This window comes from Streptomyces sp. NPDC048278, assembly GCF_040652195.1.
Lineage (GTDB): Bacteria > Actinomycetota > Actinomycetes > Streptomycetales > Streptomycetaceae > Streptomyces.
The window spans coordinates 1-22,770 of sequence record NZ_JBEZLP010000001.1 but is presented as its reverse complement, the minus strand read 5'-3'; the positions used below and the strand labels follow the sequence as shown (position 1 = coordinate 22,770).

Here is a 22,770-nt window from a genome sequence, read left to right as displayed (position 1 = left end):
AGCCCATGTCACTCCCGCACGCGATCCTCACCGCCCTGCTCGAAAGGCCGTCGTCGGGGCTTGAGCTGACCCGCAGGTTCGACAGGTCGATCGGCTACTTCTGGTCGGCCACGCACCAGCAGATCTATCGCGAGCTCGGAAAGCTGGAGGCCGAGGGCTACATCCGCACCCTGCCCGCCGAGCAGCCGGCCCGCGGGCAGAAGAAGAGCTACGAGGTCCTGCCCGCGGGCCGCGCCGAACTGGCCCGCTGGACCGCCGCCGCCCAGGACCCCAAGCCGCAGCGGGACGTGCTCCTGCTGCGGCTGCGCGCGGCGGCGGTCGTCGGCACCGACGGTCTCGAAGCCGACCTGCGCCGCCATCTGGAGCTGCACCGGCGGCAGTTGGCCGAGTACGAGGAGATCCAGCGCCGCGACTTCCCGCCGGGCAGGGACGCCCCCGAGGACCGGCTGCGGCACCTGGTGCTGCGGGCCGGCATCGACCTGGAGACCTTCTGGACCCAGTGGCTCGGCGATGCCCTGGAGGAGTTCGGCGATCTTCCTGACCCGTCCCGGTCCTAGAGCCGGTAGGGCTTCGAGCGCTTGCGCAGGTACCAGCCCGTGGCGATGACGCCCGAGCCGACCAGTGCGGCGCCGATGCCGAGGGTGAGCGGGCCGTAGTCGCGGGCGGCGCCGCCCAGGCCGCCCATCACGCCCCGGGCGGGGGCGGGCGGGGCCGTCCTGGTGGTGGAGGAGGTCGTCGGGGTGGCGGGGGCGGACGAGACGATCACCGACTGGGTGCCCGCCGTACCGCCGTTGGAGCAGACGACGACCACCGTGTAGGTGCCCGGCGACACCCCCGACCAGGCGGCGGACTGGCTCACCGTGGTGCCGGCCAGGGCCGCCTGCCGTCCCTGGGCGAAGGCGGTCTGACCGCTGTTGAGCAGCGAGGCGTTGCCCCAGCTGCCGTTGGACTGGGTGCAGGCGCTGGTGACCACCGAGACCGTGGTGCCGATGGTGCTCACCGAGATGCCCGAGAGCGCGGCGGACGGGCCGGCGAGCCAGGTCGGGACGGCGGCGGCTGCCGCCAGGGTCAGGCCGGAGCGGAGGAGAAGTCGTGTAGTGCGCATGGTCTGCCCTCCGGCGGCACGGTTGGCGGAACGTCCCGTGCGCCGCCGAGGGTGGGGAAACGTCCGTGCTGCCTCAGGTTCAGCGAACGGGGCCCCGCCGCGTCCCGCACCCGGAGGGCGACCGGCCAGGTGACTTCTTCCTCCGGCCGGCCCAGGCCGGGACGCGCGTCCGCCTCCCGCCCGTCCGCCGCCCGTCCGCTTCCCCGTCAGGCTCCTGTCGTCACGGTCCGTTCGACCGACCAGCCGCCCCAGGTGCCGTCGGGCAACCGCGCCCGGAGCCGCACCTGGTGCCGGACCCCATGGTCGCGGCCCACATAGAAGCTGTAGGTCGACCGTCCCTTCGGTGGAGTGCCGCCCCACACCAGAGAGGTGGTCGTACCGCCGTCGAGCCGGATCTGGTATTCGGTGACCACACCGTCCACCTGCGGCGGGTCCCAGGCCAGGTCGAGGTAGCAGGCCCCGCTGTCCTCGTGGGTGCGCGCCGTGAACGCGGTCGGCGCGGTGTCCCGGCCGTCGTCGCTGCCCGGCGTGGTGAGACGCACCGCCGTGCTCGCGGGTGAGAGGTTGTCGGCCGCGTCCCGGGCCCGGACGGTGAAGAGATAGCGGGTGCCCGGCCGCAGCCCCATGACCACGGCCGCGGTCTGGTTCCCGCCCACACTGTGGATCTTGGCGCCGCCCTGCCAGATGTCGTACGACACCACGGCCCGGTCGTCCGTGGCGGCGCCCCAGGACAGCTGCACCATACGGCTGCCCACGGCGCGGCCCACCGGGCGCGCCGGGCGGGTCGGTGCCGAGCGGTCGGCCGCGACCATCGCCGGGGTGGTCGCCCGCACCGCACGGCTGCGCGGCCCGAGGCTGCCGTCCCCGCCCCGGGCCCGCACGGTGAACACGTACGCCGTGGACGGCTTCAGCCTGGGGACGTCCACCATGTGCTGGGAGCCGGGCACCTCCTCGACCTTCGTGGTGCCGCGATACACCTCGTAGGCACGGATCCCGGAACCCTCCGGCAGCTCGTTCCACATGACGTGCACGCTGGTGGCGCTACCGGCCGCAGCGGTCACCCCCGTCGGGGCGCCGGGCAGCCGGCCGCTGTCGCCGTCGGCGGCCCCGCCCAGGCCGCAGGACGTCATGAACAGCAGGGCACAGACCACGACGGCGACTCGGCGCACGGTTCCGCCTCCCGGGGTCGGCAGCACGGCAATGGTCCGGACCAATATGACCTGCCCGGGATGCGGACATCAAGAGGGCCGTATTGCGGACGCCGGGGGAGAGTTACGTATGCTGAGGGTCCTGCGGTCGAACTTCCTGGCAGAAGTGGGGAGTTCGCGCCTGTGGCGCGGAACGCTGTCGTCGCTGATCCCGCGCCGGCACGGGCGGCCGGGGCGGACTGGGCCGGCACCGGCCCAGCGCCCCGGCCCTCGGCGTCCGCTCACGAAGTGTCAGTTTCGTTGCGCCGAACGGCCCTGTACAGCCTCCACGTGCTGGCCCGGCCGCCGGACCCGCACCATCTTGTTCCGGGTGACTCCATGTCCCCCACGAAAAGGGTCCCTCATCGTGCGTGTCCAGTCGCTGACGCTGGCCGCGGCCGGCGCCGCCCTGCTCGCCCCGGCCACACTGCCCGCCTCCGTCCCCGCCGCCTCGTACGCGGCCCCCGGTGGCCGCCACCGGATCTCCGCCGCCGACCTGCTGGCCCGGGTGCGGGAGTGCACCCAGGTCTCCAGGGGCCGCTACCGCTCCGATGCCAACACCGCCGCCACCGTCCCCGTGTGCGGCACCCGGCAGGCCGTCTTCTGGAAGGCCGACCTCGACATCGACTGCGACGGCCAGCGAACCGCCCACTGCAACCGCTCCACCGACCCGGCGTTCACCGCCGCCACCGCCTACCAGCAGTCCAACGGCCGCCAGCTCAACGCCGAGAAACTGCCCTACGTCGTCGTACCCGGCCCCAGTGGCCGCTGGAACCACCGGAAGTCCGGCGTCCGGGGCGGCGCGGTCGCCGCGGTGATCTACAAGGGCCGCGTGCAGTACGCGGTCGTCGGCGACACCGGACCGCGCGACATCATCGGCGAGGCCTCCTACGCCACCGCGAAGGCGCTCGGTGTGAACCCCGACCCGCGGGCCGGCGGGGTGCCGTCCGGCGTCACCTACATCGTCTTCAAGCACTCGGCGGTCGAGCCCATCGAGAACCGCGCGGAGGCGGAGGCCGAGGGGGAGCGGCTGGCCGAGGAGTTCACCGAGGGCGGCTGACCGGCGGGCCGGCCGCCCCCGGCGGTGCGGGTCAGACGGCCGCCCAGCCGTTGTCCACCGGCAGGATCGCGCCGTTGATGTTCCTCGCCGCGTCCGAGGCCAGGAACACGATCGCCGCCGCCTGGTCCTCCGGCTCGGAGACCTGGCCCACGTTGCCGAAGTACGGGCCGAGCGCGGCCGGCCCGTGCGCGCCGTCCTCCAGGTCGATCTGGATGCCGGTCCTGGTGCCGCCGGGGGCGATGGCGTTGGCCCGGATGCCCTGGTTGCGGTACATCACGGCCAGGCTCTTGGTCAGGCCGACGACACCGTGCTTCGAGGCCGTGTAGGCGGCCCCCGCCGCGCTGCCGCGCAGGCCGGCCTCGGAGGCGGTGTTGACGATCGCGCCCCGGCCGGCCGCCAGCATGTGCGGCAGCACGGCCCGGGTGAGCAGGAAGGGCGCGGTGAGGTTGACCCGTATCACCCGCTCCCACTCGGTGTCGCCGACGTCCGCCAGCGCCGACATCCGGTCCATGATCCCGGCGTTGTTCACCAGGACGTCCACCCCGCCGAACCGCTCCACCGCGGTCGCCACCACCTGGTCCACCACGGACTGCTCGCTGAGGTCGCCGGTGACGGCCACGGCCGTACCGCCCGCCTTCTCGATCTCCGTCACCGTCGCGCCCGCGGTCTCGGCGTTCAGGTCGGCGACCAGGACCCGCGCCCCCTCCTCGGCGAAGGCCAGGGCGGCGGCGCGCCCGATCCCCGATCCCGCGCCGGTGACGATGACGCCGCGCCCGTCGAGTCCGCTGGCCATGTGGTGCTCCCATCAGGTGGTTCGTGGGCGCTCTGCGCCCGGTGCGGCTCACACCATACGACTTAATGTCTGCGAGTGACATAAAGTCGTGGCCTGAATTTTCCGTCGCCCCGCCGCCTCGGGGAGAATCACGGGGCAGCAGCCACCGGCACGGGAGGGACAGATGACCGCAGGGGGACGCACGGGACGCCCGCCCCTGACCGAGGAACGCAAGGCCGAGACCAGACTGGAGATCGCCCGCGTCGCCGTGGACCTGTTCGTCGCCCAGGGCGTGGCCGCGACCACCGGCGAGCAGATCGGGCAGGCGGTCGGCGTCTCGGCGCGCACGGTGTGGCGCTACTTCCCGAGCAAGGAGGCCTGCGTACGGCCACTGTTCGCGGCCGGCATCGAGGCCGTTGCCGACTGCCTGCGCGCCTGGCGCCCCGGCCAGCCGCTGGAGGAGGCCTTCGCGGACGCCGTACCGACGGACAGCCGGCTGGTGCGCAGCCCGGACCGCGCCACCATGGGCGCCCTGGTCCGGCTCACCCGGGTCGAACCGGGCCTGCGCGCGGAGTGGCTGCAGTCCTACGACGAGGCCGAACCGGCGTTCGCCCGCGCCCTCGCCGAACGCTCCGGGCTGCCCGCCGACGACCTGCGGCCCACCATCCAGGCGGCCATGTTCAACGCGGCCCTGCGCGCGGCCGTCGAGCACTACGCCTGGCGGGTCGCCGACGAGAGAACGGACCCCGCCACCGCGGAGGCCGAGCTCACGGCGACCATGCGCTCGGCCCTCGCGGTCGCGGCGGAGGGGCTCGCCTAGGGACGGCCGTTGTACGCCTCCGCCCGCAGCTCCGGACGGCCCGCGGGGAGGGCCCGGGACGGCCAGGAGACGCTGACGGTCTGTGTCTCGCCGGGCAGCAGCCACAGGTAGTTGTGGCTGTAGAGCGTCGGCAGCACGCGGTGGCCGTTCGCCGCGTCCACCAGGGACAGCCGGACCATGGCGGCGACGGCCGAGCCGCGGTTGCGGACGGTGGCGGTCAGGGTGTGCCGGTCCCCGGAACGGGACGGCTGCCCGGCCGCGACGGACACGGTGACCCGCCGGGCCTGGTTGAGCGCCTGGAGGGCGGCGGGGTCGCGCGGACGCCAGTACGTGTTCCGGGACAGCTCCCCGCCGCCCGCGTCCGCGAGGGTAAGCCGGAGCAGGTGCAGGTCGGGCAGGCCGTCGGTCCAGCCGGCGGTGAACGCCTCGGCGGTGGCGGCCCGGGCCACGTCCACCTTCGCGGTCCGGCCGGCGCCGAGCTGCCGCCCCGACAGGTCGTACAGCCGGGCGGTGACGGTGGCGCCGCGGAGGTCCGTGCGGGTGTGGTTGACCGCGAGGACCTGCCACTTCACCGGATCGGCCTGGACGTGCAGCGGTTCGCAGGCCGAACGGGCGCCGTAGTAGGTGCCGTTGACGTCGAAGTCGTAGTCGTAGGTCTGCCAGACGGTGCTGTGCCAGGCCGGGTGGGACATCCACAGCATCAGGCCGGTGGCGTTGTCCCAGAGGTTGGCGTTCCAGGCCTCGAACATGGCGCGGGTGTTCTCGAAGTTGACGAACTGCGCCTTGCGGGCGAAGTCGTCCAGGTCGGTGGTCGCGCCGAGGCGGGTCTCGACGGCCGCCTTGTAGTTCTGCGGCGCCTGGTTCCCGCGCTCGCTCCAGTCGTGGTAGTACCAGGCGCCGCCGACGGGCCACTCCGGCTCGTCGCCCGTCAGGTTGCGCAGGCTCGCCGCGGTGGAGACGACCGGCATGCCGATCTCGGTGTGGAAGCCGAAGTCCTTGCTGCCGTAGGTGGCGGGGTCGAAGTACCTCTCCGGCTCCACCCAGCCGTAGGGGCCGCCGCCCGTGACGATGCCGCCCGCCGAGTTGTTCTGGTAGAGCAGCCCGGGCACCTGCTGCTCGACGGCCTCGCGCATGCCCTGGTCGATCGCGGCCGGCGGGTTGCCCTCGTTCGCCCCGCACCAGACGGCCACACAGGGGTGGATGCGGTAGCGCAGCACGGTGTCCCGGGCGATCGAGTCGAAGGCGTCGTGGTCCGGCGGGTCCATGCCCCAGGCGTTCGGGAAGTCGTTCCAGACGAGGATGCCGTGCCGGTCGCAGGCGGCGAAGAACTCCTCCCGGTCGCTGCTGCCGACCCAGTTGCGGATCATGGTGAAGTTCATGTCGCGGTGCATCCGCACCGCCGCGTCCATCCGCTCCGGCGGCATCCGGCGCAGCAGTTCGTCCCAGCCCCAGTTGCCGCCGCGGGCCAGCACCGGCACCCCGTTGACCGTGATCCGCAGCGGATCGGGGGCGTTGGAGACGGACTTGACGTCGGTCCACCGCTCGCCGTCGTCGGAGACCCGGATGACGTACGACTTGGGGTACGCGGTCTCCCAGACGATCGCCACCCGGTCGAAGTCCCGCGCGGCGCCCAGGTCCACCTGGATCCACTGGTGGTCCTCGTACTGCGAGGACCAGCGGGTGCCCGGGTCGCCGTCGGTGGCGTTCGAGGCGGGGTGGTCGGACTCCTCGGTGGAGGCCGTCGCCGTCCGGTGCAGGGCGAGGTCGGTGCCGGGACCCGTGCTGTCGATGACGCCCAGCGACCACAGCGAGTTGCCCCAACTGGTTTTGCGCAGGCCGCAGTCGATACGGACGTAGCGGGCGGTCCGCCGGTCGAAGTCCTCGACCTGGAGGCTCGCGTTGCCGTCGTTGAACGGCAGCGGCACCGCCGAGTTGTCCACCGCCCGCACGTCGGTCCACTCGGTGCCGTCGGCGGAGACCTGCACCACGAAGGTGTTCGCGTACGCCCGTTCCCAGGTGAGGTCGACGCGGTCGAAGGACTGCGCCGAGCCCAGGTCGACGCTGATCCACTGGTCGTCCTCGTACGTCGAGGACCAGCGGGTGCCCGGGTCGCCGTCCGTCACGTTGGCCGGGCCGTGGTCGTCGCCGTCCGTGCTGGAGGCGTCGGCGGTCGCGTGCAGGGCGAGGTCGGTGGCCTGCCGGACGCTGTCCCGGACCGCAAGGGTCCACAGCGAACTGCCCCAGGAGGTGGCCCTGGTACGGCAGTCGACGCGGACGTGCCGGGCCTGCTGCCGGTCGAAGGTGACGGACTGGGTGTACGCGTCGCCGGTCGCGGTGAACGGCAGCGGCACCTTGTACTCGTAGCCGAACTGCCGGATGCCGAAGCGGACGGTGCGCCGGTCGCTCTCGGTGCCGTCGGCCGACGCGGTGAGCGTGAGGTCGTACAGGTCCGGCTCGCCCAGGCCGTTCGGCCACCACAGCCGGGGTTCGCGCAGCCGCAGTTGCGCGAAGGCGTCGGGGGCGAAGACGACGTCGACGGCGCCACCGGCCGGCACGGTGACCGCCCTGGAGACCCGGACGTCGCCGAAGGCCGCGGTCACCGTCGCCGAGCGGTCCGTGGAGCCGGCGTTGCGGACGGGGACGACGACGGTCAGTTCGGCGACGGACACGTCCGGCAGACCGGGCAGGTTCGTGTCCACGCGCGGGTCGCCGATGACGACCTGCGCGGTGGATCTGAGCCGGACGTGGTTCCAGATGCCCGCCGCGCGGTCGCGGACGGCCGGCATCCAGTCCCAGCCCGAAGAGGCGAGGTAGGTGGGGGAGTTGAGGTTCATCTGCCCGGCGCCCGCGTCCACCCAGGACTCGCCGAGCGGGCCCTTGTCGCCGGGGCTGCCGGGCACGGGCATCGGCGTGATCCGTACGGCCAGCGCGTTCGCGCCGTCCGCCGCGAGCAGCCGGGTCACGTCGTGGCAGGAGCGGGCGAACGGGTAGGTCAGGTCGGCGACATGCTCGCCGTTCAGCCAGATGTCGGCCGTGTGGTTGACGCCGTCGAACTCCAGCCAGATCCGGCGGCCGGACCCCGTGCGCAGGCCGCGCGGCAGCTCGAAGTCCCGCTTGTACCACCAGGAGTGCCGGGACAGCGCCTCGGGGACGCGCAGGTTGTTCAGGCCGGACACCGGGTCGGGCAGCCTGCCCTGGTCCACGAGGGAGCCCAGGACCGTGCCGGGGACGGTGGCGGGCAGCCAGCCGCTCGTGTCGACGCCGGTCTGCGACAGGCCGGGACCGTCCGCGCCCGCCCAGTCGTCGAGGGTGAGCCGCCAGCCGGACTCCACCGGCACGGTGCCGTCGTCCGCGACGGCCAGTTCGGGCGCCGAGCCGTGCCGGGTGCCCCAGTCGGTCCAGCCCGTCGCCGCGGGGCGGTGCCCCTGGGGGATGCCGTACACCTCGAAGCCGTTGAGGCCCAGCGGCAGGGGGCTGGAGCGCCTGCGGCAGGTCATCCGCACCCGGCGGGCCGGGACCGGGCGGGGCAGCCGGACGTCCACCACGCCGCCGGTGCCGGCGGTCGTGCGGTGGACGCTCGTCCACGACTTCCCGTCGAGGGACGTCTCGACCAGGAAGTCGAGCGCGTAGCTCGACAGGATCTCCTTGCCGGTGGTGCCGTCCGCCGGGTTTCCGGTGGCCGGCGGGGTGAACACCGGGTCGCTCGCGTCGGCTTCGAAGGTCAGGCGGATCCGGGTGACCTCGCACCTCGCCTGGAGGTCCACGGCGATCCACTGCGGGTCGCCGTCCCCGGCCCGCCAGCCGCTGCCCCGCACGCCGGGCGCGGAGAGCCGGTCGACGGCGAAGGACCCCGGGGTGGCGGCGTAGGCGGTCGAGGAGACCGAGACGGGCCGGTGGAGCGCGAGTTCGGCAGACGCGGCAGGCGCGGCGGGCTCGGCCCGGGTGCCGGCGGGAGCGGCGGACGCGGTCGGCGCCGGGAGCACCGAGCCGAGTCCGAACCCGGCCAGCAGGGTGGAGCCCGTGGCGACTATGGAACGCCGCGACGGACGGCGCGACGGATCCGACTGATCGGTCATGGTTCTGACGTCCCATCAGAATGCGGCGGAACGGGCCGAATCGGCTCCGGGCGCCCCGCCTCGAACACAATGACAACGTTGCCAAAGGCTGTGATGCCATGAGCTTCCTGTCAAGACCTGATGCGCGGATCGACGGTTGTCCGGCAGCGGCGCGGCCCGGGCCCCACCGAGCGCCGGGTCGTCCGATGGAGTGGTGGTCACGGATGTGACGGCGCGACAGGACGCGGAACGGGTACAGCGAACCGAAGCGACGGACTCCGTTCCAACCCCGCGGTGGTCGAGGTGATGACAGTTACAGACGTGAATGAGGCCGGCCGCAGGGCGCCCGGCCCACCGTGCCCTTCGGGTGCCGAGGGGTGGCCCGAGCCGTGACGGGCGCGCTCGGCGTGCTCGCGCCGTATCTGTCCGCCGTCGGCGATCCGCCGCAACTCCTCCCCGCACGGCAGCAGATGGCCTTCACCCTGGGGTTCCACATCATCCTGGTGCCCTTCGGCGTCGCGCTCACCACCCTCATGCTCATCGCCAACCACCGCGGTCTGCGCCGGGGCGACGCCGACGCCCTGCTGCTGGCCCGGCGCTGGTCCAAGGTCGCCGCCGTGCTGTTCGCCGTCGGCGCCATCACCGGCACCGTCCTCTCCTTCGAACTGGGCATCCTCTGGCCCGGCCTGATGGGCCGGTTCGGCGCGGCCTTCGGCTTCCCTTTCGCGATCGAAGGGCTGTTCTTCTTCCTCGAAGCGATCTTCGTGTCGATCTACATCTACGGCTGGGACCGGCTGCCACCGTGGGCGCACTTCTGGACCGGCGTACCGGTGGCGCTCTCCAGCATCGGCGGCGCGGCTGCCGTCATCGCCGCCAACAGCTGGATGAACCAGCCCGGCGGATTCACCCTGCGGGACGGCCGGGTCGTCGCCGTACGGCCCGCACAGGTCTTCTTCAACGGGGCCTTCTGGTGGGAGCTGCTGCACATGCTGCTCGCCGCGTACATCGTCGCGGGCTTCGTGGTGGCGAGCGTCTACGCGGTGGGCATGCTGCGGGGCCGGACGTCCCGCTACCACCGCACCGGCTTCCTCACCGGGTTCGTCACCGCCGCCGTGGCCCTGCCCCTCCAGCTCGTCGTCGGGGACACCATCGCCCGGTACGTCTTCCAGGCCGAGCCCGCCAAGTTCGCGGCCGTCGAACTGCTCCCGGCCACCGGCACCCACGTCCCCGAGACCCTGGGCGGCATCCTCGTCGACGGACGCGTCCGGTACGGGATCCCCGTGCCCGACATGGCGTCCCTGCTCGCCGGGTTCCGGCCCTCCACCCGCGTCCTCGGACTCGACGCGATCCCGGCCCGGGTACGCCCCTCCGACCAGGCCGTCAACACCGTCCACCTCGCCTTCGACGTCATGGTGGGGCTGTCCTTCGCGCTGCTCGCGCTGGCCGTGTGGTTCGCCTGGCTGTGGTGGCGGCGGCGCCCGATCGCGGAGCAGCGCTGGTTCCTGCGCTGCTGCGCGGTCAGCGGTCTCGCCGCGCTGGTGTGCCTGGAGACCGGCTGGATCGTCACCGAGGTGGGCCGCCAGCCCTGGACGGTCGTCGGGTACCTGCTGACCCGGGACGCGGCGACCACCCGGGGCAACCTGTGGTTCCTGTTCGCCGCGGTCCTCGTCGTCTACGTGGCCGTGGGAGCGGGCGCCGCGACGGTGCTCCTCGCCATGAAACGCCGGTGGCAGGCCGAGGGCGGCGACAGCGTGGCCGTCCCCTACGGACCCGACCCCGACCCCGCCGGCGTGCCCGCGGGAGCCGCGAAGTGATCGCGGAGCTCGTCGCCGTCTTCCTGTTCATCGGCGTCGTCGCCTACAGCCTGCTGGGCGGCGCCGACTTCGGTGCGGGCTTCTGGGACCTGACCGCGGGCGGCGCCGACCGGGGCCGCGGGCCGAGGCACCTGATCGACACCTCGCTCGGCCCGGTCTGGGAGGCCAACCACACCTGGCTGGTCTACTGCCTGGTGTTCCTGTGGTCGGGCTTCCCCACCGCGTTCACCGCCATCACCACCACGCTGTACCTCCCGCTCGGCATCGCCGCCCTGGGCATCGTCCTGCGCGGCGCCGGCTTCGCCTTCCGCAAGGCCACGCCGCGCATCGGCGAACAACGTGTGTACGGGGCCGCGTTCGCGGCGTCCTCCGTCCTGACCCCCTACTGCTTCGGCTCCATCGCCGGCGGCATCGCTTCCGGACGGGTGCCCACCGGGGGCGACGGTGACGCCGTCGGCAGCTGGCTGAATCCCACGTCGGCGCTCGGCGGCGTGCTGGCCGTCCTGGTCTGTGCCTACCTCGCCGCCGTCTACCTGACCGTCGCCGCCCGGCAGCAGGGTTCGCCCGCACTGGAGCGCTGCTTCCGCGACCGGGCCCTGCTCGCCTCGGTGCTGACCGGAGCCGTCAGCGTCGTCGGCATCTTCGTCCTCCGGCAGGACGCGCCCCGCCTGTTCCACCAGCTCAGCCACCGCGCCCTCGCGCTGGTCGTGCTCGCGGCGCTCTGCGGCCTCGCGACCGTGCTCCTGCTGCTGCGCCACCGCAGGACGGGGCTGCGCGTGCTCGCCACCGCGGCGGTCGCGCTGGTCGTCCTCGGCTGGGGCGTCGCCCAGTACCCCTACCTCCTCGGCACCCACCTGCGGATCGCCGACGCGGCGGCGCCGGACGCCACTCTCAAGGTGACCGTCGGCGTGGCGATCGTCGCGGGGCTCCTCATCTTCCCCTCCCTCGCCCTCCTGTACCTGCTCGCCGGCCGGGGACGACTCCGGCCGGCACCGCAGGAGAACGTCCCGGGCCCGCCGTCCCGCGAGTCCTGAACCCGGCGGACCGCGCGGTGCCCGGGGGGTCTCAGACCTTCCGGTAGGTGTACGCCTCCGCTGCCGCCGCCTCCACCGCGTCCAGGCCGGCCCCGGTGGACGCGGTGACGACCGCGGCGACCGCGCCCTCCACGAACGGGGCGTCCACCAGACGGGTGCCCTCGGGGAGTTCGTCACCCTCCGCGAGCAGCGCCTTCACGGTGAGCACCGCGCTGCCCAGGTCGGTGAGGACGGCGACCCCCGCGCCCCGGTCCACGGCAGCCGCGGCGGCGGCGATCAGCTCGGCGCTGGTGCCGAGCCCGCCGCCCTCGGTACCGCCCGCCGGGACGACCGGCACCGCCGTGCCGGCGCCCGCCAGCCCCTTGGCCAGCTCCGCGACGGACGCCGCGACCTCCGCGCTGTGCGACACCAGTACGATCCCGACCAGCTTGTCGTCACTCACCGGCCGCCTCCGCGAGTCCCGCGACGAGGAGCGCCGACGAGGTGGCGCCCGGGTCCTGGTGGCCGATGCTGCGCTCACCGAGATAGCTCGCCCGGCCCTTGCGGGCCTGGAGCGGGATCGTCGCCTCGGCGCCCTGCTCGGCGGCGGCCCGCGCCGCGCCGAAGCCGTCGCCGAGCGCGTCGAGCGCCGGCACCAGGGCGTCGATCATCGTCTTGTCGCCGGGCGCGGCCCCGCCGAGCGCCATGACCTTGTCCACCCCGGCCCGCAGCGCCTCGGCGAACTGGGCCTCGCTGACCTCGGGCGCGTCGCCGAGCGCCTTGCCGGTGCTGCGCAGCAGCGTGCCGTACAGCGGCCCGGAGGCACCGCCGACGGTCGAGATCAGCCGGCGCCCGGCGAGCGCCAGCACGGCGCCCGGGGTGTCGGGCGCGTCCTTCTCCAGCGCGGCGGTCACCGCCTTGAACCCGCGCTGGAGGTTGCTGCCGTGGTCGGCGTCCCCGATGGGGGAGTCGAGGGCGGTGAGCCGCTCCGCCTCGCGGTCGACGGAGGCGGCGGTCGCCGCCATCCAGCGGCGGAAGAAGTCGGCGTCGAGCACTGGATCTCCTTGCGTAGCGGTACGGACGCGGGTCGGTGCCGGTCGGTGCCGGCCCTCCTTCACATGCCCCAACGCAGCGCCGGTGTCCGCACCGGCGCGTCCCACAGCCGCAGCAGTTCCTCGTCGACCTGGCAGAGCGTGACGGAGGCGCCGGCCATGTCCAGGGAGGTGACGTAGTTGCCGACCAGTGTGCGGGCCACGCTCACCCCGCGCTCGGCGAGCACCCGCTGGACCTCGGCGCTGAACCCGTACAGTTCCAGGAGCGGGGTCGCGCCCATGCCGTTGACCAGGACGAGAACCGGATTGCGCGGCGGCAGGTCCTCCAGGACGGCGTTGACGGCGAAGTCGGCGATCTCGCCGGACGTCATCATGGCCCGCCGCTCCCGGCCCGGCTCGCCGTGGATGCCGATGCCCAACTCCAGCTCGCCCGACGGCAGATCGAAGGTCGGGGTGCCCTTGGCCGGAGTGGTGACGGCGCTCAGCGCGACACCGAAGCTGCGGGAGTTCGCGTTCACCTGGCGCCCGACGGCCTCGACCCGCTCCAGCGGCTGCCCCTCGGCGGCGGCTGCGCCGGCGATCTTCTCGACGAACAGGGTGGCGCCGGTGCCCCGCCGGCCCGCGGTGTAGAGACTGTCGGTGACGGCCACGTCGTCGTTGACGAGCACCTTCGCCACCTGGATGCCCTCGTCCTCGGCGAGCTCGGCGGCCATGTCGAAGTTGAGCACGTCACCGGTGTAGTTCTTCACGATGAACAGCACGCCGGCCCCGCTGTCCACGGCCGCGGCGGCCCGGGCCATCTGGTCGGGGACAGGAGACGTGAACACCTCACCGGGACAGGCGGCCGACAGCATCCCGGGACCCACGAATCCGCCGTGCAGCGGCTCGTGCCCGGAACCGCCGCCCGAGACCAGCGCGACCTGCCCGGCGACGGGCGCGTCCCGCCGTACGATCACCCGGTTCTCCACATCCACGGTGAGCTCGGGATGGGCCGCCGCCATGCCCCGCAGCGCGTCCGCCACGACGGTCTCCGGAACGTTGATGAGCATCTTCATGTCATACTCCCAGCAAGATTAGCAGACTAGCCTCTGACCTGCTTCTTTCCGGGTCAGAGACTGTTTCGTCAGTTCTTGATCTTGGCGTTTCGTCGCGGTCCGCGGCGGGTTGTGGCGGGGCTGATGCTGACTCACTGCTGACTTTGGTGATGGTTCGTCAGGGGCGGGCGGGGGTGTCGCCAGTGGTGTGCTTTTCCTGACGGCAGTATCGACCTTGCGGGCGCGAAGGTCACGTCAGCATGTTCTCGATCCGGTGGTGATACGTCGTGCACGGTGCGGTGGCCAGGGAAAACCGCGGCTGGATGTGCGACGGGTTGAGTGGGGCCCGGGAACCGTTTTGGCCGGAGCCGGCAGGGACTCGCCTTGGTGGAGCAGTGTCTGTCGAGATGCCGGCCAGTTGATAGCGACCTGCGCAGGCGTCGCATCGTCAGCTGCGGGTGACGACTAGGTCGTACCTGGGGCGGCGGCACAGAACTGAGGTGGCCTGCTGGTGGACCGCGGATGGGTACGAGTCTTCGGCGGCCCTGCGGACGGGGCGGAGTGGGTGGTGCCGAGCCTGACCCGCGGCAATGAGTCCAGGTGGAAACCGCTGAGTGGTATGTCGAGCAGCTCGAAACGGTCGACGGATATCTGTGGCGGCAGCAGGCCGACCCCAGCAAGCTGTACAAGCGCTGTGCCACACCGCCCTGAAGGCACCGTCGACACGAAGACTTAGCGGTACGGGAGAAACGCGTCCGGCGGGGAGAAGCCGCCCGCACCTTCGATCCTGACGACCGGCCCACGTGACTGCGCCCCCACTCTTGCCGCCTCCGGGCGGGGGAGTGGGGTGTGTGCGGTCTTCGTCTCGCCGTCCACGCTCACACTGCGGCTGATATCGCCCGAACCCTGAAGCTGCGCGCTCACGTTGAAGTGCACGGCGTCGTCCTTCAGCTGTGGGGGCGCGCTGCACAACGCCTCCCGTGGCGGCGGGGAGTACGCCGCCCTCCGACGGGCGGCGGGCCAGGTCAACGGAGCACCCCATCTAGGCCCGAGGGACATTCTTCCGTTCTGGGGGTGGCCGCCGGTCATGTTCGGGCTGATTCGATTCCGCCTGTTCTCGCTGAGCCGGTGACGGAGGAAACAGGCGGTCCTCCAGAAGGGGCAGCCCGAACAGCAGCAGGAGCGCTACCACCGGGGTGAGTAGAGCTGTGACGATCATGGCGCCTCCCCGTGAAGCTGACGATCACGGTTGTCGCTCGGTGGCAAGCCACGTCACGTCCACCGTGGGGCCGAACGGGGGACATCGCGCGCGGAGACCGGCTATGGGTAGACCGAATGGGTGATGCCGGCCGCGTGGAGGGGTCGGGAGGGGTGGGGAGGGGTGGCGGGTTCAAGGGTAACCATCAGGCAATAGTTTTGTCCGCATAATGGACTTCATGGTGTTTCAGTATGACCTGCGCGATGGGTCGTGTTGGTCCTCATACTCATCTCTTACTCTGAGGCCGGGCCGGCGGCCTGGCACTGCCAGCTCGCCCTCGCTTGAGGGCTAGTGTGGTGCGTGTACGAAGCACCCCGTGATGTCAACTGTCTGCGGGGCGTCCTTCTCCTCCAAGGAGGCCGCCATGTACGTACGTGCACGTGTACTCGCTGCATCAGGGCTGGCCGTAGCGCTGCTGTCCGCTGGCGCCGGCGGAGCAATGGCGGCACCATCGTCGCCGTCGCATGCTGCCTCGATCACGGTCAAGGCAAGCCCCACGACCGCGAAGCCCGGTCAGACGGTCCGGTTCGCCGGACGTACCTCCGGCATCCGTCCCGGAGCATCGGTCATGCTCCAGATGGACAAGAGCGGCAAGTGGATTCCACTCCACGTCGATTCCAAGGTGAAAAAGGGTGACACCTTTGCCCTTGCCACCCGGGTTCACATGAAGGGCAGTCAGCAATTCCGTGTGGCCTCCGGCCAGACCCACTCTCCCACCGTCAACGTGACGGTGCAGTAACAGCTCTTCTCGGGCCCGCGCAGCACGTGGTTCGCCTCGGAAGTCCGCGGCGAACCACCCGGTTTCGGGTACGCGCCGCTCAGGCCGTCCGGGGTCTTGTCCGTGCCGGTCAGTCCCAGCATCTCGCTGATCAGATCGGGTCGGTGTCTGTTCCTGCCGCGTTGACGGGGCGCCCCGTTACCGAAGCGTTTGGAAGCATGTCTGCGAAGGGATCGCGGACCGATCCCACGCGCGAGGGCGACCTGTAACCCGACTCCATGCCAGACTGGCGGCAGGGCCGTCTCGCATCCCCCGTCGAGGCGGCCCTGCCGCTGTCATCCGCGGCCGAGGCCGCAATGCAGGTCGGAACTCCGCGAGGTCGGACACTTCGCGCATGTGTGCACGGCCCGGGGAAGTCGGTGGGAGTCCGACGCTGACCTGCGACGCCGACGAGCGGGACGGGCTCCGGCCAGGGACTGTCTCCATGAAAGGTTATGGGCGCCATTCCTGCTGGTAGGCGGGGTGTTCGGCGTAAGACTGGCCAAGGACTCGCAGCGCGTATGCCAGGCCGCCCGAGCGGGAGTCCGAGGGGTCCATGGCTCTGGTGTGCGGCCTCCGTCGCGGCCTCGCCGCAGCCGATGGCCGACCTGGTGGGACGGCTCCATGCCTCGTAGGCGAGTTGAGAACCCTGTGGGTAGTGGTCCCAAGGCAGTCCACCGCCGTGGATCGACGACGGGACGGCCTGAGGAGCCGAAAGGTCAGGATGGCCTCGGCGACCTGGAAATCCAGCACGGTGTCGTCGGCATCGGGACTCCCCGTCCCGGACGGCGCTCTGATCGTTCTTGTGGCGGAATGCGATGTGATCATCCTGCCTCCCCCGTACGCTACGAATCCCGGCACTCCGACACGTGCTGGGCCAGGGCCTAGCCGCGTGCCCAGCTCTGGGAGGCCGCGCCGGGGGCGCAGGTGGCCTCGGCCACTCCGCCGCCGAAGGCGAGGGCGAGGCAGCCGCCGTCGTAGACCGTGGCGAGGGTGTTGCCGGTGCCGGTCTTCCAGAGCCGGGCGGTGCTGCTGAGCGAGCAGTCGCCGACGAAGACGGCCTGGCCGTTGCCGTTCGCGCTGAGGCAGGCGCCGGTCGAGACGTTGACGACCTTGACGCTCCCGCCGGAGGCGCTGCGGAAGGTCCACTCGGCGGTCGCGTCCGAGCAGGATCCGAGGCCGGAGGAGCCGTAGACCTGGATCAGGCACTTGCCGTTCTCGCCGTTCTTCAGCGTGACGGCGCCCGAACTCCCGGACGTGCTGGGAGTGGTGGTGACGGTCGTACCGCCGGAGGAACCCCCGGACGCCGAACTGCCGGACGTCGAACCGTGGGAGGAGCCGGAGGAGCCCGAGGATGCGCCGGAGGTGGACGAGCCGCCGGAGCCTGCCGATGCGGAGCCGGAACCGCCGCCGGTCCTTCCCGTGCCGCCGGCGGCCGTCTTCCCGCTCTTGCCCCCGCCCTTGTCGCTCTTGTCGCTGCCCTTGCCCCTGCCCGACGCCGAGGGCGAAGCCGTGCCGGTCGGGCTCGTGGAGGTGCGCGGGGAGGACGACGGGGTCGAGGGCGAGGTGGATGCGGAAACGGAGGAGGCCGGGGTGGCCGCCGTACCGCCGTCGTGGTCGTCGCGCGAGCCCGTCGCGTACGGGAGCAACTGGAAGGTGGCGGTCGCCACGATCACGACCGGCACGGCGACCGCCAGGACAAGGGTGCGGCGACGTCCGGGCCGGCGCTCACGTTCCCGATCGGGCGGCACGATGACCACCTCCGGCTCGGCCGCCGTCACCTCCGGCACGTCCGCCGCGAACGCGGCCCGTTCCGCGAGACGCCCGTTGACCGGCTCGGGCCACAGCGGGGGCCCGGACGGGCCGCGTCCCGCCGTCAGTTCGAGGAGCTCGGCGGCGGTGGGGCGGCCCTCGGGGTCCTTGTCCAGGCAGGAGCCGACCAGCTCGGCCAACTCGGGGTCGGCGTCCCGCAGTTCCTGGAGGTCCGGCTGCTCGTGGACGATCCGGTACAGCACCCCGTGCCCGGACTCGTCCCCGAACGGTGGCCGCCCGGACCCCGCGAACGCCACCACCGAACCGAGCGCGAACACGTCGACGGCCCCGGTCAACCGCCGTGCCCCCGAGGCTTGTTCGGGAGACATGTAGGCGGGCGTGCCGACCACCATCCCGGTGCGCGTCAGCTGGCTCTGCTCGGCGGCCCGTGCCACCCCGAAGTCGATGAGCGTCAGCCCCCGGGACGTCAGCATGACGTTGGACGGCTTGATGTCCCGGTGGACCATGTCCCGTTCGTGGACGGCCGCCAGTCCGGCCGCCGCCTCCCGCAGCAGCAGCCACAGCGACTCGGCGGGGAGCGGACCGCCGTACACCTCGACGGCCTCGCGCAGGGTCAGGCCGGGCACGTACGCGGTGGCGAACCACGGCGGCCGGGCGTCGCGGTCGCCGGCCAGCAGCGGCGCGGTGGCCCCGGCGGGCAGCCGGGCGAGGTTGTCGAGCTCGTGCCCGAAGCGCCGTACGAAGTCCTGGTCCTCGGCGACCAGCGACGGCCGCACCTGTTTGACCGCCGCGTAACGGCCCTCGTACACGCCGAGATAGACGCGCCCCATGCCTCCGGCCCCGAGCCGGCCGACCAGCGGGATGGGCCCGATCCGCCGGGGATCGTCGTCCTCCAGCGGCTCGACGCCCACCCCGCTGCCCCCGTCGCCCCCGTTGTTGGTCACGAGAGGCAGGGTACTGCCGAGTCGAATCTTTTTCTAGAAATTTTTTCTAGAAGGGTCATCCACTAGGCTGCCGCGCCATGGCCCCCAGGCAGCAACGCGGTGCGGCGACCGCCGAGGCGCTCCTCGACGCGGTGCTGCGCGTCCACGCGGCCGAGGGCGAACGAGGGCTGACGGTGCACGCGGTCACCGAGGCCTGCGGGGTCAGTGCCGGCAGTCTCTATCACCACTTCGGCAGCATCGAAGGGCTCACCGCGGCGGTGACGCTGCGCTGGCTGGAGCGGCTGCTGGCGGAGATGACCGCGGAACTGGCGGGGGCGCGGACGGCACGGGAGGGGATCGGGGCCGCCGTCGGCGCCTACCTCGCGTTCGTACGGGACCACCGGGACGCGGCCCTGCTGATCCACTCGCCGTCGGCCGACCTGGGCCCGTTCGTCCGGTGGGCCGAGGCGCAGATCCGCTGCGGCGAACTCGCGCCGCTCCCAGCGCCGTTGATCGATGCCCTGGTGCTCGGTCCGATGATCGGGGTGGCCCGGCGCTGGCTCTCCGGCATCGACGACGTGGACCTGGAGGAAGCGGCACGGGTACTGCCGGACCGGATCTGGCGGGCCGTGGGCAGCACCGGGTGAGAGGGCGGTCAGTCCTCGCCCCACCGGCTGATCCGCCTGAGGCAGAGCGTGATCTTCTTTGTTCCGTCGGCGCTCGTGTAGGTCATCACCTTGCCGTCGCATGCCAGTACCTGGGCGGAGTCGAACTGTTCGGAGGCCTCGACGACCTTGTAGGGCTCGTCCCATGGGACGGGGAAACCGCAACTCTGCCTGTATGCGGTGTGGTTGCCGTAGCTCTCGATCCGCACGCAGTCGCCGGCCCTGGCCTGGAAGAGGTCCTTCGAGTCGACGTGGTTGTGGAGGTAGAGCCCGCCGAAGAAGAGCACTGCGGCAATGGCCTGGAGGCCGGTCTTCACACAACCGCCGTCGCCGGTGCCGGTTCGGGGGCTGGTAGCGGTCTGGGGAGCCGACCGAGGCACCTGCACCTGCACCTGCACCTGCTCCGGCCCCGGTCTCGGCTTCGGCTTCGGCACCGGACGTTCGGCCGCCGTTCTGCGCGCCGCCAGTGCGGTCATAGCGGTCGCGAGGTCGGTCAGGAGGGCCTTGCGCTCGGGCAGGGCGTCGGTCGGCAGGAGAAGGGTCGCGGCGGCGTGGCCGTACTGGACGATCAGCGTGGTGATCTGATCGGGCGTGCGGCGCGCGGTCGGTGGGTACGACTCGGCCGCCCGCGCGAACCGGTCCAGCAGTTCCGCCGCGTCCGGCCGTCCGGCCGGGTCCTTCTCCAGGCACGGCAGGAGCAGCGCGGCGAGGGCAGGGGGCACACCGGTCAGGTCGGGGGCCTCGTAGACGACGCGGTGCAGTACGGCGAAGGTCGTGCCGTCGCCGAACGGCGTCCGCCCGGTGGCCGCGTGGGCGAGCAGGCTCGCGAGGCTGAACACGTCCGACCTCGGGCCGACCTGGCCGTCCCGGATCTGTTCGGGGGACATGAAGGCCGGGGTGCCGATCACCCCGTGGGTGGTGAGCCGGGTCGCCGCGTCGAGGGCGCGGGCGATGCCGAAGTCGATGATCCGGGGGCCGTCCTCGGCCAGGATCACATTCGCCGGCTTGAGGTCCCGGTGCACCAGACCGCAGCCGTGGATGGCGCCGAGCCCCTCCGCGAGCCCGGCGCCGAGCGCGGTCACGGTCCCCGCCGGCAGCGGACCGAAGGCAGTCACCGCCTCCTGGAGCGACGGTCCGGGCACGTACGCCGTGGCCAGCCAGGGCGTCTCGGCCGTGGGGTCGGCGTCCACCACCGGTGCCGTGTAGAAACCGCCGACCTTCCGCGCCGCCCCGACCTCGGCGGCGAAGCGGCGCCGGAAATCGGGGTCCTGGGCGAGATGCGGCCGTACGACCTTCACCGCGACCAGCCTCCCGCCCCGCGACCGGGCCAGGTACACATCGCCCATGCCGCCACCGCCCAGGTGGCGCAGCAGGAGGTACGGGCCGATCCGGGCGTCCGTTCTCAAGGCTTGTGGCATGCGGGAAGTCTGGACGACGAACGGCCTGACCGAAACATACTTCTAGAAAACCGTTCTAGAAATTCACGATGGGACGGATGGGAGTATGGAGCGGTGAGACGGAAACAACAGCGGGGTGAGGCCACCTACGAGCAGTTGCTGGACGCCGCCCTGCGGGTGTACGCGGAGTCGGGCGACCAGGGGCTGACGGTCGGTGCCGTCACCAAGGCGAGCGGGGTGAGTCTGGGCAGCCTCTACCACCACTTCGGCAGCATCGACGGCCTGTTGGACGCACTGCTCATGCGCTGGCTCGGCCGGTTGCTGGAGGCGACGCTCACCTCCCTGGAGGGCACCCGGTCCGCCCGGACCGGCATCCGTGCCATCGTCACCGCCTATCTGGGCTTCGTACGCGACCACCACGACGCAGCCCTGCTGCTGCACTCCGCCGACGCCGACCGCCGGGGCATGACCGACGGCAAGGGCCTGCGGGACGCGCAGGAGGCCCGGCTCTCCCCGCTCGCGCAGTGGGCCCAGGGGTATGTGGACGCCGGTGAACTCGCCCCGCTGCCCCCGGCGTTGATCGAGGTGCTGGTCATCGGCCCGGTGATCGGCGTGGCCCGCCGCTGGCTGTCCGGCGTCGACGACGTTGACCTCGACGAGGCGGCGGAGCTGCTGCCGGAGCGGATCTGGCGCTCGGTGGCCGCCTGAACGGCACGCTCGCCACCGCGCCGAAGAACTCGCTCTATCCGAGGGGATTCCCGTCGAGCCAGCGGCGGACCTGCGCTGCCTCCGACTCGCGCCCGAGACCGTCGAGCGACTGCGCCTGCCGGCTCAGCGCGGAACGAAGTCGCGGGAACACGGCGGACATGTCGGCGTGACCGCGGTAGAGCTCCACGGCTTCGCCGGTCGCGCGCAGCGCTCCTGAAAGGTCCCCCTGCTCTCCAGGAGCACGGCGAGGACACTCGACGAGGCGGCGAAGCCGGACTCGTGGGCGGCCGGGTCGGCGGCCGTGAGCCGACAGCAGATCTGCACCGCCCATTCGGCGGAGGGGAGGGCGGAGCCCAGGCGTCCCGCCCTCCCCGCCAGCCGGGCACTGAAGAAGCACAGCGAGACGGCTACGCCGGCGACATCGACAACCTCTCGACGCCGACGAACCGGATCGACGAAGCCGGAGACTCAGCCAGTAGCTGGCCCACCCCGACCGCCGCGCGAAGTGCGTAGTTCACCTCCGCCAAGGCGAAGGAGGTGAGCGACGCGATCTACGATCGGCTCGCGCCCGACGGTGGCGACACCTACAACACGTTCGTCCACTACGACGGACCGGCTGACCGGATGGTGATGCGCACCACCGCTCCGTTCTCGCTCACCGATCCGCTGGTCAACGACTACCCCGACATGATCACGGTCAAGCCCGCTCCGGTCGGCAACGTCCGGATGATCAACGTCAACAGTGGCAAGGCCCTCGATGCGGCCGGCTGCGGAACCGCCGACGGTACCGGGCGGGCCCCTGCTCGCACTCCAGCCCCGCAGACGGTTCGCCGCGGCCTGCTGGGGCGGCGAATCAGACGCCCATCCCGTAGCGGGAACGGGGTGCCCACCTCCTGGGGCCCGTCCGGAGGCCAGTGGACAGGCGCACAGGAACGGCCACAGCAATCGCATGAGAAACGCATGAGAACCCGGTAGAAATACCCATGGCCTGGGGTCTGCCCCCGGGCCTTTCATGTTCGTGACAGCCATACCGAGGCGGTCGGCACCGGCCGGGTGCCCTCCCTCCCGATACGGCGACCATCCCCCACCGGCGTGCGCCGCGGTCCGTCTCCCGGATCCCGGCGATCTCACGCACGCCCGGTTCGGCGACCGGCAGCGGCCTGGGCTCCGGACGTCCGCGTCCCGCCTCCCGCATGCCGCCTACCGCTCTGAAAAGGATGATCATGCGAAGAACGAACGCGGCCGGGACAGTCCTCGCGGCCCCCCGTGTCATGGCCCCGCCGAGCCGGCTCCCGGCTGCCGCCCGGGCCGCCTTCCGAAGGCCGGGCGGCCCGGGCGCCGCCGTGCGACGGCGGACGTCCGCCGCGCTCGTGGCCG

18 protein-coding genes are annotated in these 22,770 nt (G+C 72.1%); 9 read left to right on the top strand and 9 right to left on the bottom strand.

What is annotated here, in order from left to right; genetic code table 11:
• Positions 1-5 precede the first annotated feature (5 nt).
• Positions 6-557 (top strand): PadR family transcriptional regulator, encoded by a 552-nt coding sequence (locus AB0D74_RS00090; RefSeq protein ID WP_362578250.1) that lies wholly within the window; start codon positions 6-8, stop codon positions 555-557.
• Here the strand turns inward: AB0D74_RS00090 and AB0D74_RS00085 are convergent.
• Both AB0D74_RS00085 and AB0D74_RS00080 read right to left on the bottom strand, forming a co-directional pair.
• Entirely contained in the window at positions 554-1,105 is a 552-nt protein-coding gene (locus AB0D74_RS00085) for a hypothetical protein (RefSeq protein ID WP_362578247.1), read from the bottom strand. The two genes, AB0D74_RS00090 and AB0D74_RS00085, sit on opposite strands and share 4 nt — an antisense overlap.
• A gap of 206 nt (positions 1,106-1,311) precedes the next feature.
• Complete coding sequence (locus tag AB0D74_RS00080; protein WP_362580113.1) at positions 1,312-2,235, bottom strand: fibronectin type III domain-containing protein; 924 nt, start codon at positions 2,233-2,235, stop codon at positions 1,312-1,314.
• A 424-nt stretch (positions 2,236-2,659) separates the two neighbouring features.
• On the opposite strand from AB0D74_RS00080, the gene AB0D74_RS00075 reads away from it, so the two are divergent.
• Complete coding sequence (locus tag AB0D74_RS00075; RefSeq protein ID WP_362578244.1) at positions 2,660-3,352, top strand: glycoside hydrolase family 75 protein; 693 nt, start codon at positions 2,660-2,662, stop codon at positions 3,350-3,352.
• A gap of 31 nt (positions 3,353-3,383) precedes the next feature.
• On the opposite strand, the gene AB0D74_RS00070 is transcribed toward AB0D74_RS00075, so the two are convergent.
• Positions 3,384-4,145, bottom strand: a complete 762-nt coding sequence (locus AB0D74_RS00070) for a glucose 1-dehydrogenase (protein WP_362578241.1) — start codon at positions 4,143-4,145, stop codon at positions 3,384-3,386.
• Between the two features lie 163 nt (positions 4,146-4,308).
• Between AB0D74_RS00070 and AB0D74_RS00065 the strand changes: the two genes are divergently transcribed.
• The gene (locus AB0D74_RS00065; RefSeq protein WP_362578238.1) at positions 4,309-4,944 is read left to right on the top strand and encodes a TetR/AcrR family transcriptional regulator; all 636 of its coding nucleotides are present in this window, start codon (positions 4,309-4,311) and stop codon (positions 4,942-4,944) included.
• Here the strand turns inward: AB0D74_RS00065 and AB0D74_RS00060 are convergent.
• A complete protein-coding gene (locus AB0D74_RS00060) occupies positions 4,941-9,020 on the bottom strand; it encodes a discoidin domain-containing protein (RefSeq protein WP_362578235.1) in 4,080 nt (1,359 codons plus the stop codon). The two genes, AB0D74_RS00065 and AB0D74_RS00060, sit on opposite strands and share 4 nt — an antisense overlap.
• Before the next feature lie 356 nt (positions 9,021-9,376).
• On the opposite strand from AB0D74_RS00060, the gene AB0D74_RS00055 reads away from it, so the two are divergent.
• Positions 9,377-10,813, top strand: coding sequence for a cytochrome ubiquinol oxidase subunit I (locus AB0D74_RS00055; protein ID WP_362578232.1), 1,437 nt, complete (start codon positions 9,377-9,379; stop codon positions 10,811-10,813).
• Complete coding sequence (locus tag AB0D74_RS00050; protein WP_362578229.1) at positions 10,810-11,847, top strand: cytochrome d ubiquinol oxidase subunit II; 1,038 nt, start codon at positions 10,810-10,812, stop codon at positions 11,845-11,847. The genes AB0D74_RS00055 and AB0D74_RS00050 overlap by 4 nt, the downstream gene beginning before the upstream one ends.
• Before the next feature lie 31 nt (positions 11,848-11,878).
• On the opposite strand, the gene AB0D74_RS00045 is transcribed toward AB0D74_RS00050, so the two are convergent.
• Genes AB0D74_RS00045 through dhaK form a run of 3 tightly spaced genes read right to left on the bottom strand, consistent with a single transcriptional unit; the run spans position 11,879 to position 13,933 of the window.
• Positions 11,879-12,289: a PTS fructose transporter subunit IIA gene (locus AB0D74_RS00045; protein WP_362578226.1), complete on the bottom strand. Its 411-nt coding sequence runs from the start codon at positions 12,287-12,289 to the stop codon at positions 11,879-11,881.
• On the bottom strand, positions 12,282-12,881 hold the full coding sequence (gene dhaL, locus AB0D74_RS00040; RefSeq protein WP_362578223.1) for a dihydroxyacetone kinase subunit DhaL: 600 nt from the start codon (positions 12,879-12,881) through the stop codon (positions 12,282-12,284). Before dhaL ends, AB0D74_RS00045 begins: the two co-directional genes overlap by 8 nt.
• Positions 12,882-12,940: 59 nt before the next feature.
• Positions 12,941-13,933 carry a dihydroxyacetone kinase subunit DhaK gene (gene dhaK / locus AB0D74_RS00035; RefSeq protein ID WP_362578220.1) on the bottom strand — a complete coding sequence of 331 codons (993 nt, stop codon included), beginning with the start codon at positions 13,931-13,933 and terminating at the stop codon, positions 12,941-12,943.
• Between the two features lie 1,601 nt (positions 13,934-15,534).
• Between dhaK and AB0D74_RS00030 the strand changes: the two genes are divergently transcribed.
• The gene (locus AB0D74_RS00030) at positions 15,535-15,909 is read left to right on the top strand and encodes a hypothetical protein (RefSeq protein WP_362578216.1); all 375 of its coding nucleotides are present in this window, start codon (positions 15,535-15,537) and stop codon (positions 15,907-15,909) included.
• Between the two features lie 902 nt (positions 15,910-16,811).
• Here AB0D74_RS00030 and AB0D74_RS00025 read toward each other — a convergent pair.
• Positions 16,812-18,644: a protein kinase gene (locus AB0D74_RS00025; protein ID WP_362578213.1), complete on the bottom strand. Its 1,833-nt coding sequence runs from the start codon at positions 18,642-18,644 to the stop codon at positions 16,812-16,814.
• A 77-nt stretch (positions 18,645-18,721) separates the two neighbouring features.
• On the opposite strand from AB0D74_RS00025, the gene AB0D74_RS00020 reads away from it, so the two are divergent.
• Positions 18,722-19,270, top strand: coding sequence for a TetR/AcrR family transcriptional regulator (locus AB0D74_RS00020; protein ID WP_362578209.1), 549 nt, complete (start codon positions 18,722-18,724; stop codon positions 19,268-19,270).
• An 8-nt stretch (positions 19,271-19,278) separates the two neighbouring features.
• Here AB0D74_RS00020 and AB0D74_RS00015 read toward each other — a convergent pair whose 3' ends face one another.
• Positions 19,279-20,706, bottom strand: a complete 1,428-nt coding sequence (locus AB0D74_RS00015) for a serine/threonine-protein kinase (RefSeq protein ID WP_362578206.1) — start codon at positions 20,704-20,706, stop codon at positions 19,279-19,281.
• A 93-nt stretch (positions 20,707-20,799) separates the two neighbouring features.
• Here AB0D74_RS00015 and AB0D74_RS00010 point away from each other — a divergent pair, with 93 nt between their 5' ends.
• Positions 20,800-21,393 carry a TetR/AcrR family transcriptional regulator gene (locus AB0D74_RS00010; protein WP_362578203.1) on the top strand — a complete coding sequence of 198 codons (594 nt, stop codon included), beginning with the start codon at positions 20,800-20,802 and terminating at the stop codon, positions 21,391-21,393.
• Positions 21,394-21,930: 537 nt separating this feature from the next.
• Complete coding sequence (locus tag AB0D74_RS00005; RefSeq protein ID WP_362578200.1) at positions 21,931-22,368, top strand: hypothetical protein; 438 nt, start codon at positions 21,931-21,933, stop codon at positions 22,366-22,368.
• Positions 22,369-22,770 lie beyond the last annotated feature (402 nt).

What these genes read in the sequence shown, in the direction of transcription:
- AB0D74_RS00060 (WP_362578235.1), bottom strand. Translation starts at nt 9,020, where the DNA reads ATGACCGATCAGTCGGATCCGTCGCGCCGTCCGTCGCGGCGTTCCATA.
- AB0D74_RS00015 (WP_362578206.1), bottom strand. Translation starts at nt 20,706, where the DNA reads ATGCCACAAGCCTTGAGAACGGACGCCCGGATCGGCCCGTACCTCCTG.
- AB0D74_RS00085 (WP_362578247.1), bottom strand. Translation starts at nt 1,105, where the DNA reads ATGCGCACTACACGACTTCTCCTCCGCTCCGGCCTGACCCTGGCGGCA.
- AB0D74_RS00080 (WP_362580113.1), bottom strand. Translation starts at nt 2,235, where the DNA reads ATGACGTCCTGCGGCCTGGGCGGGGCCGCCGACGGCGACAGCGGCCGG.
- AB0D74_RS00090 (WP_362578250.1), top strand. Translation starts at nt 6, where the DNA reads ATGTCACTCCCGCACGCGATCCTCACCGCCCTGCTCGAAAGGCCGTCG.
- dhaK (WP_362578220.1), bottom strand. Translation starts at nt 13,933, where the DNA reads ATGAAGATGCTCATCAACGTTCCGGAGACCGTCGTGGCGGACGCGCTG.
- AB0D74_RS00065 (WP_362578238.1), top strand. Translation starts at nt 4,309, where the DNA reads ATGACCGCAGGGGGACGCACGGGACGCCCGCCCCTGACCGAGGAACGC.
- AB0D74_RS00030 (WP_362578216.1), top strand. Translation starts at nt 15,535, where the DNA reads ATGTACGTACGTGCACGTGTACTCGCTGCATCAGGGCTGGCCGTAGCG.
- AB0D74_RS00020 (WP_362578209.1), top strand. Translation starts at nt 18,722, where the DNA reads ATGGCCCCCAGGCAGCAACGCGGTGCGGCGACCGCCGAGGCGCTCCTC.
- AB0D74_RS00070 (WP_362578241.1), bottom strand. Translation starts at nt 4,145, where the DNA reads ATGGCCAGCGGACTCGACGGGCGCGGCGTCATCGTCACCGGCGCGGGA.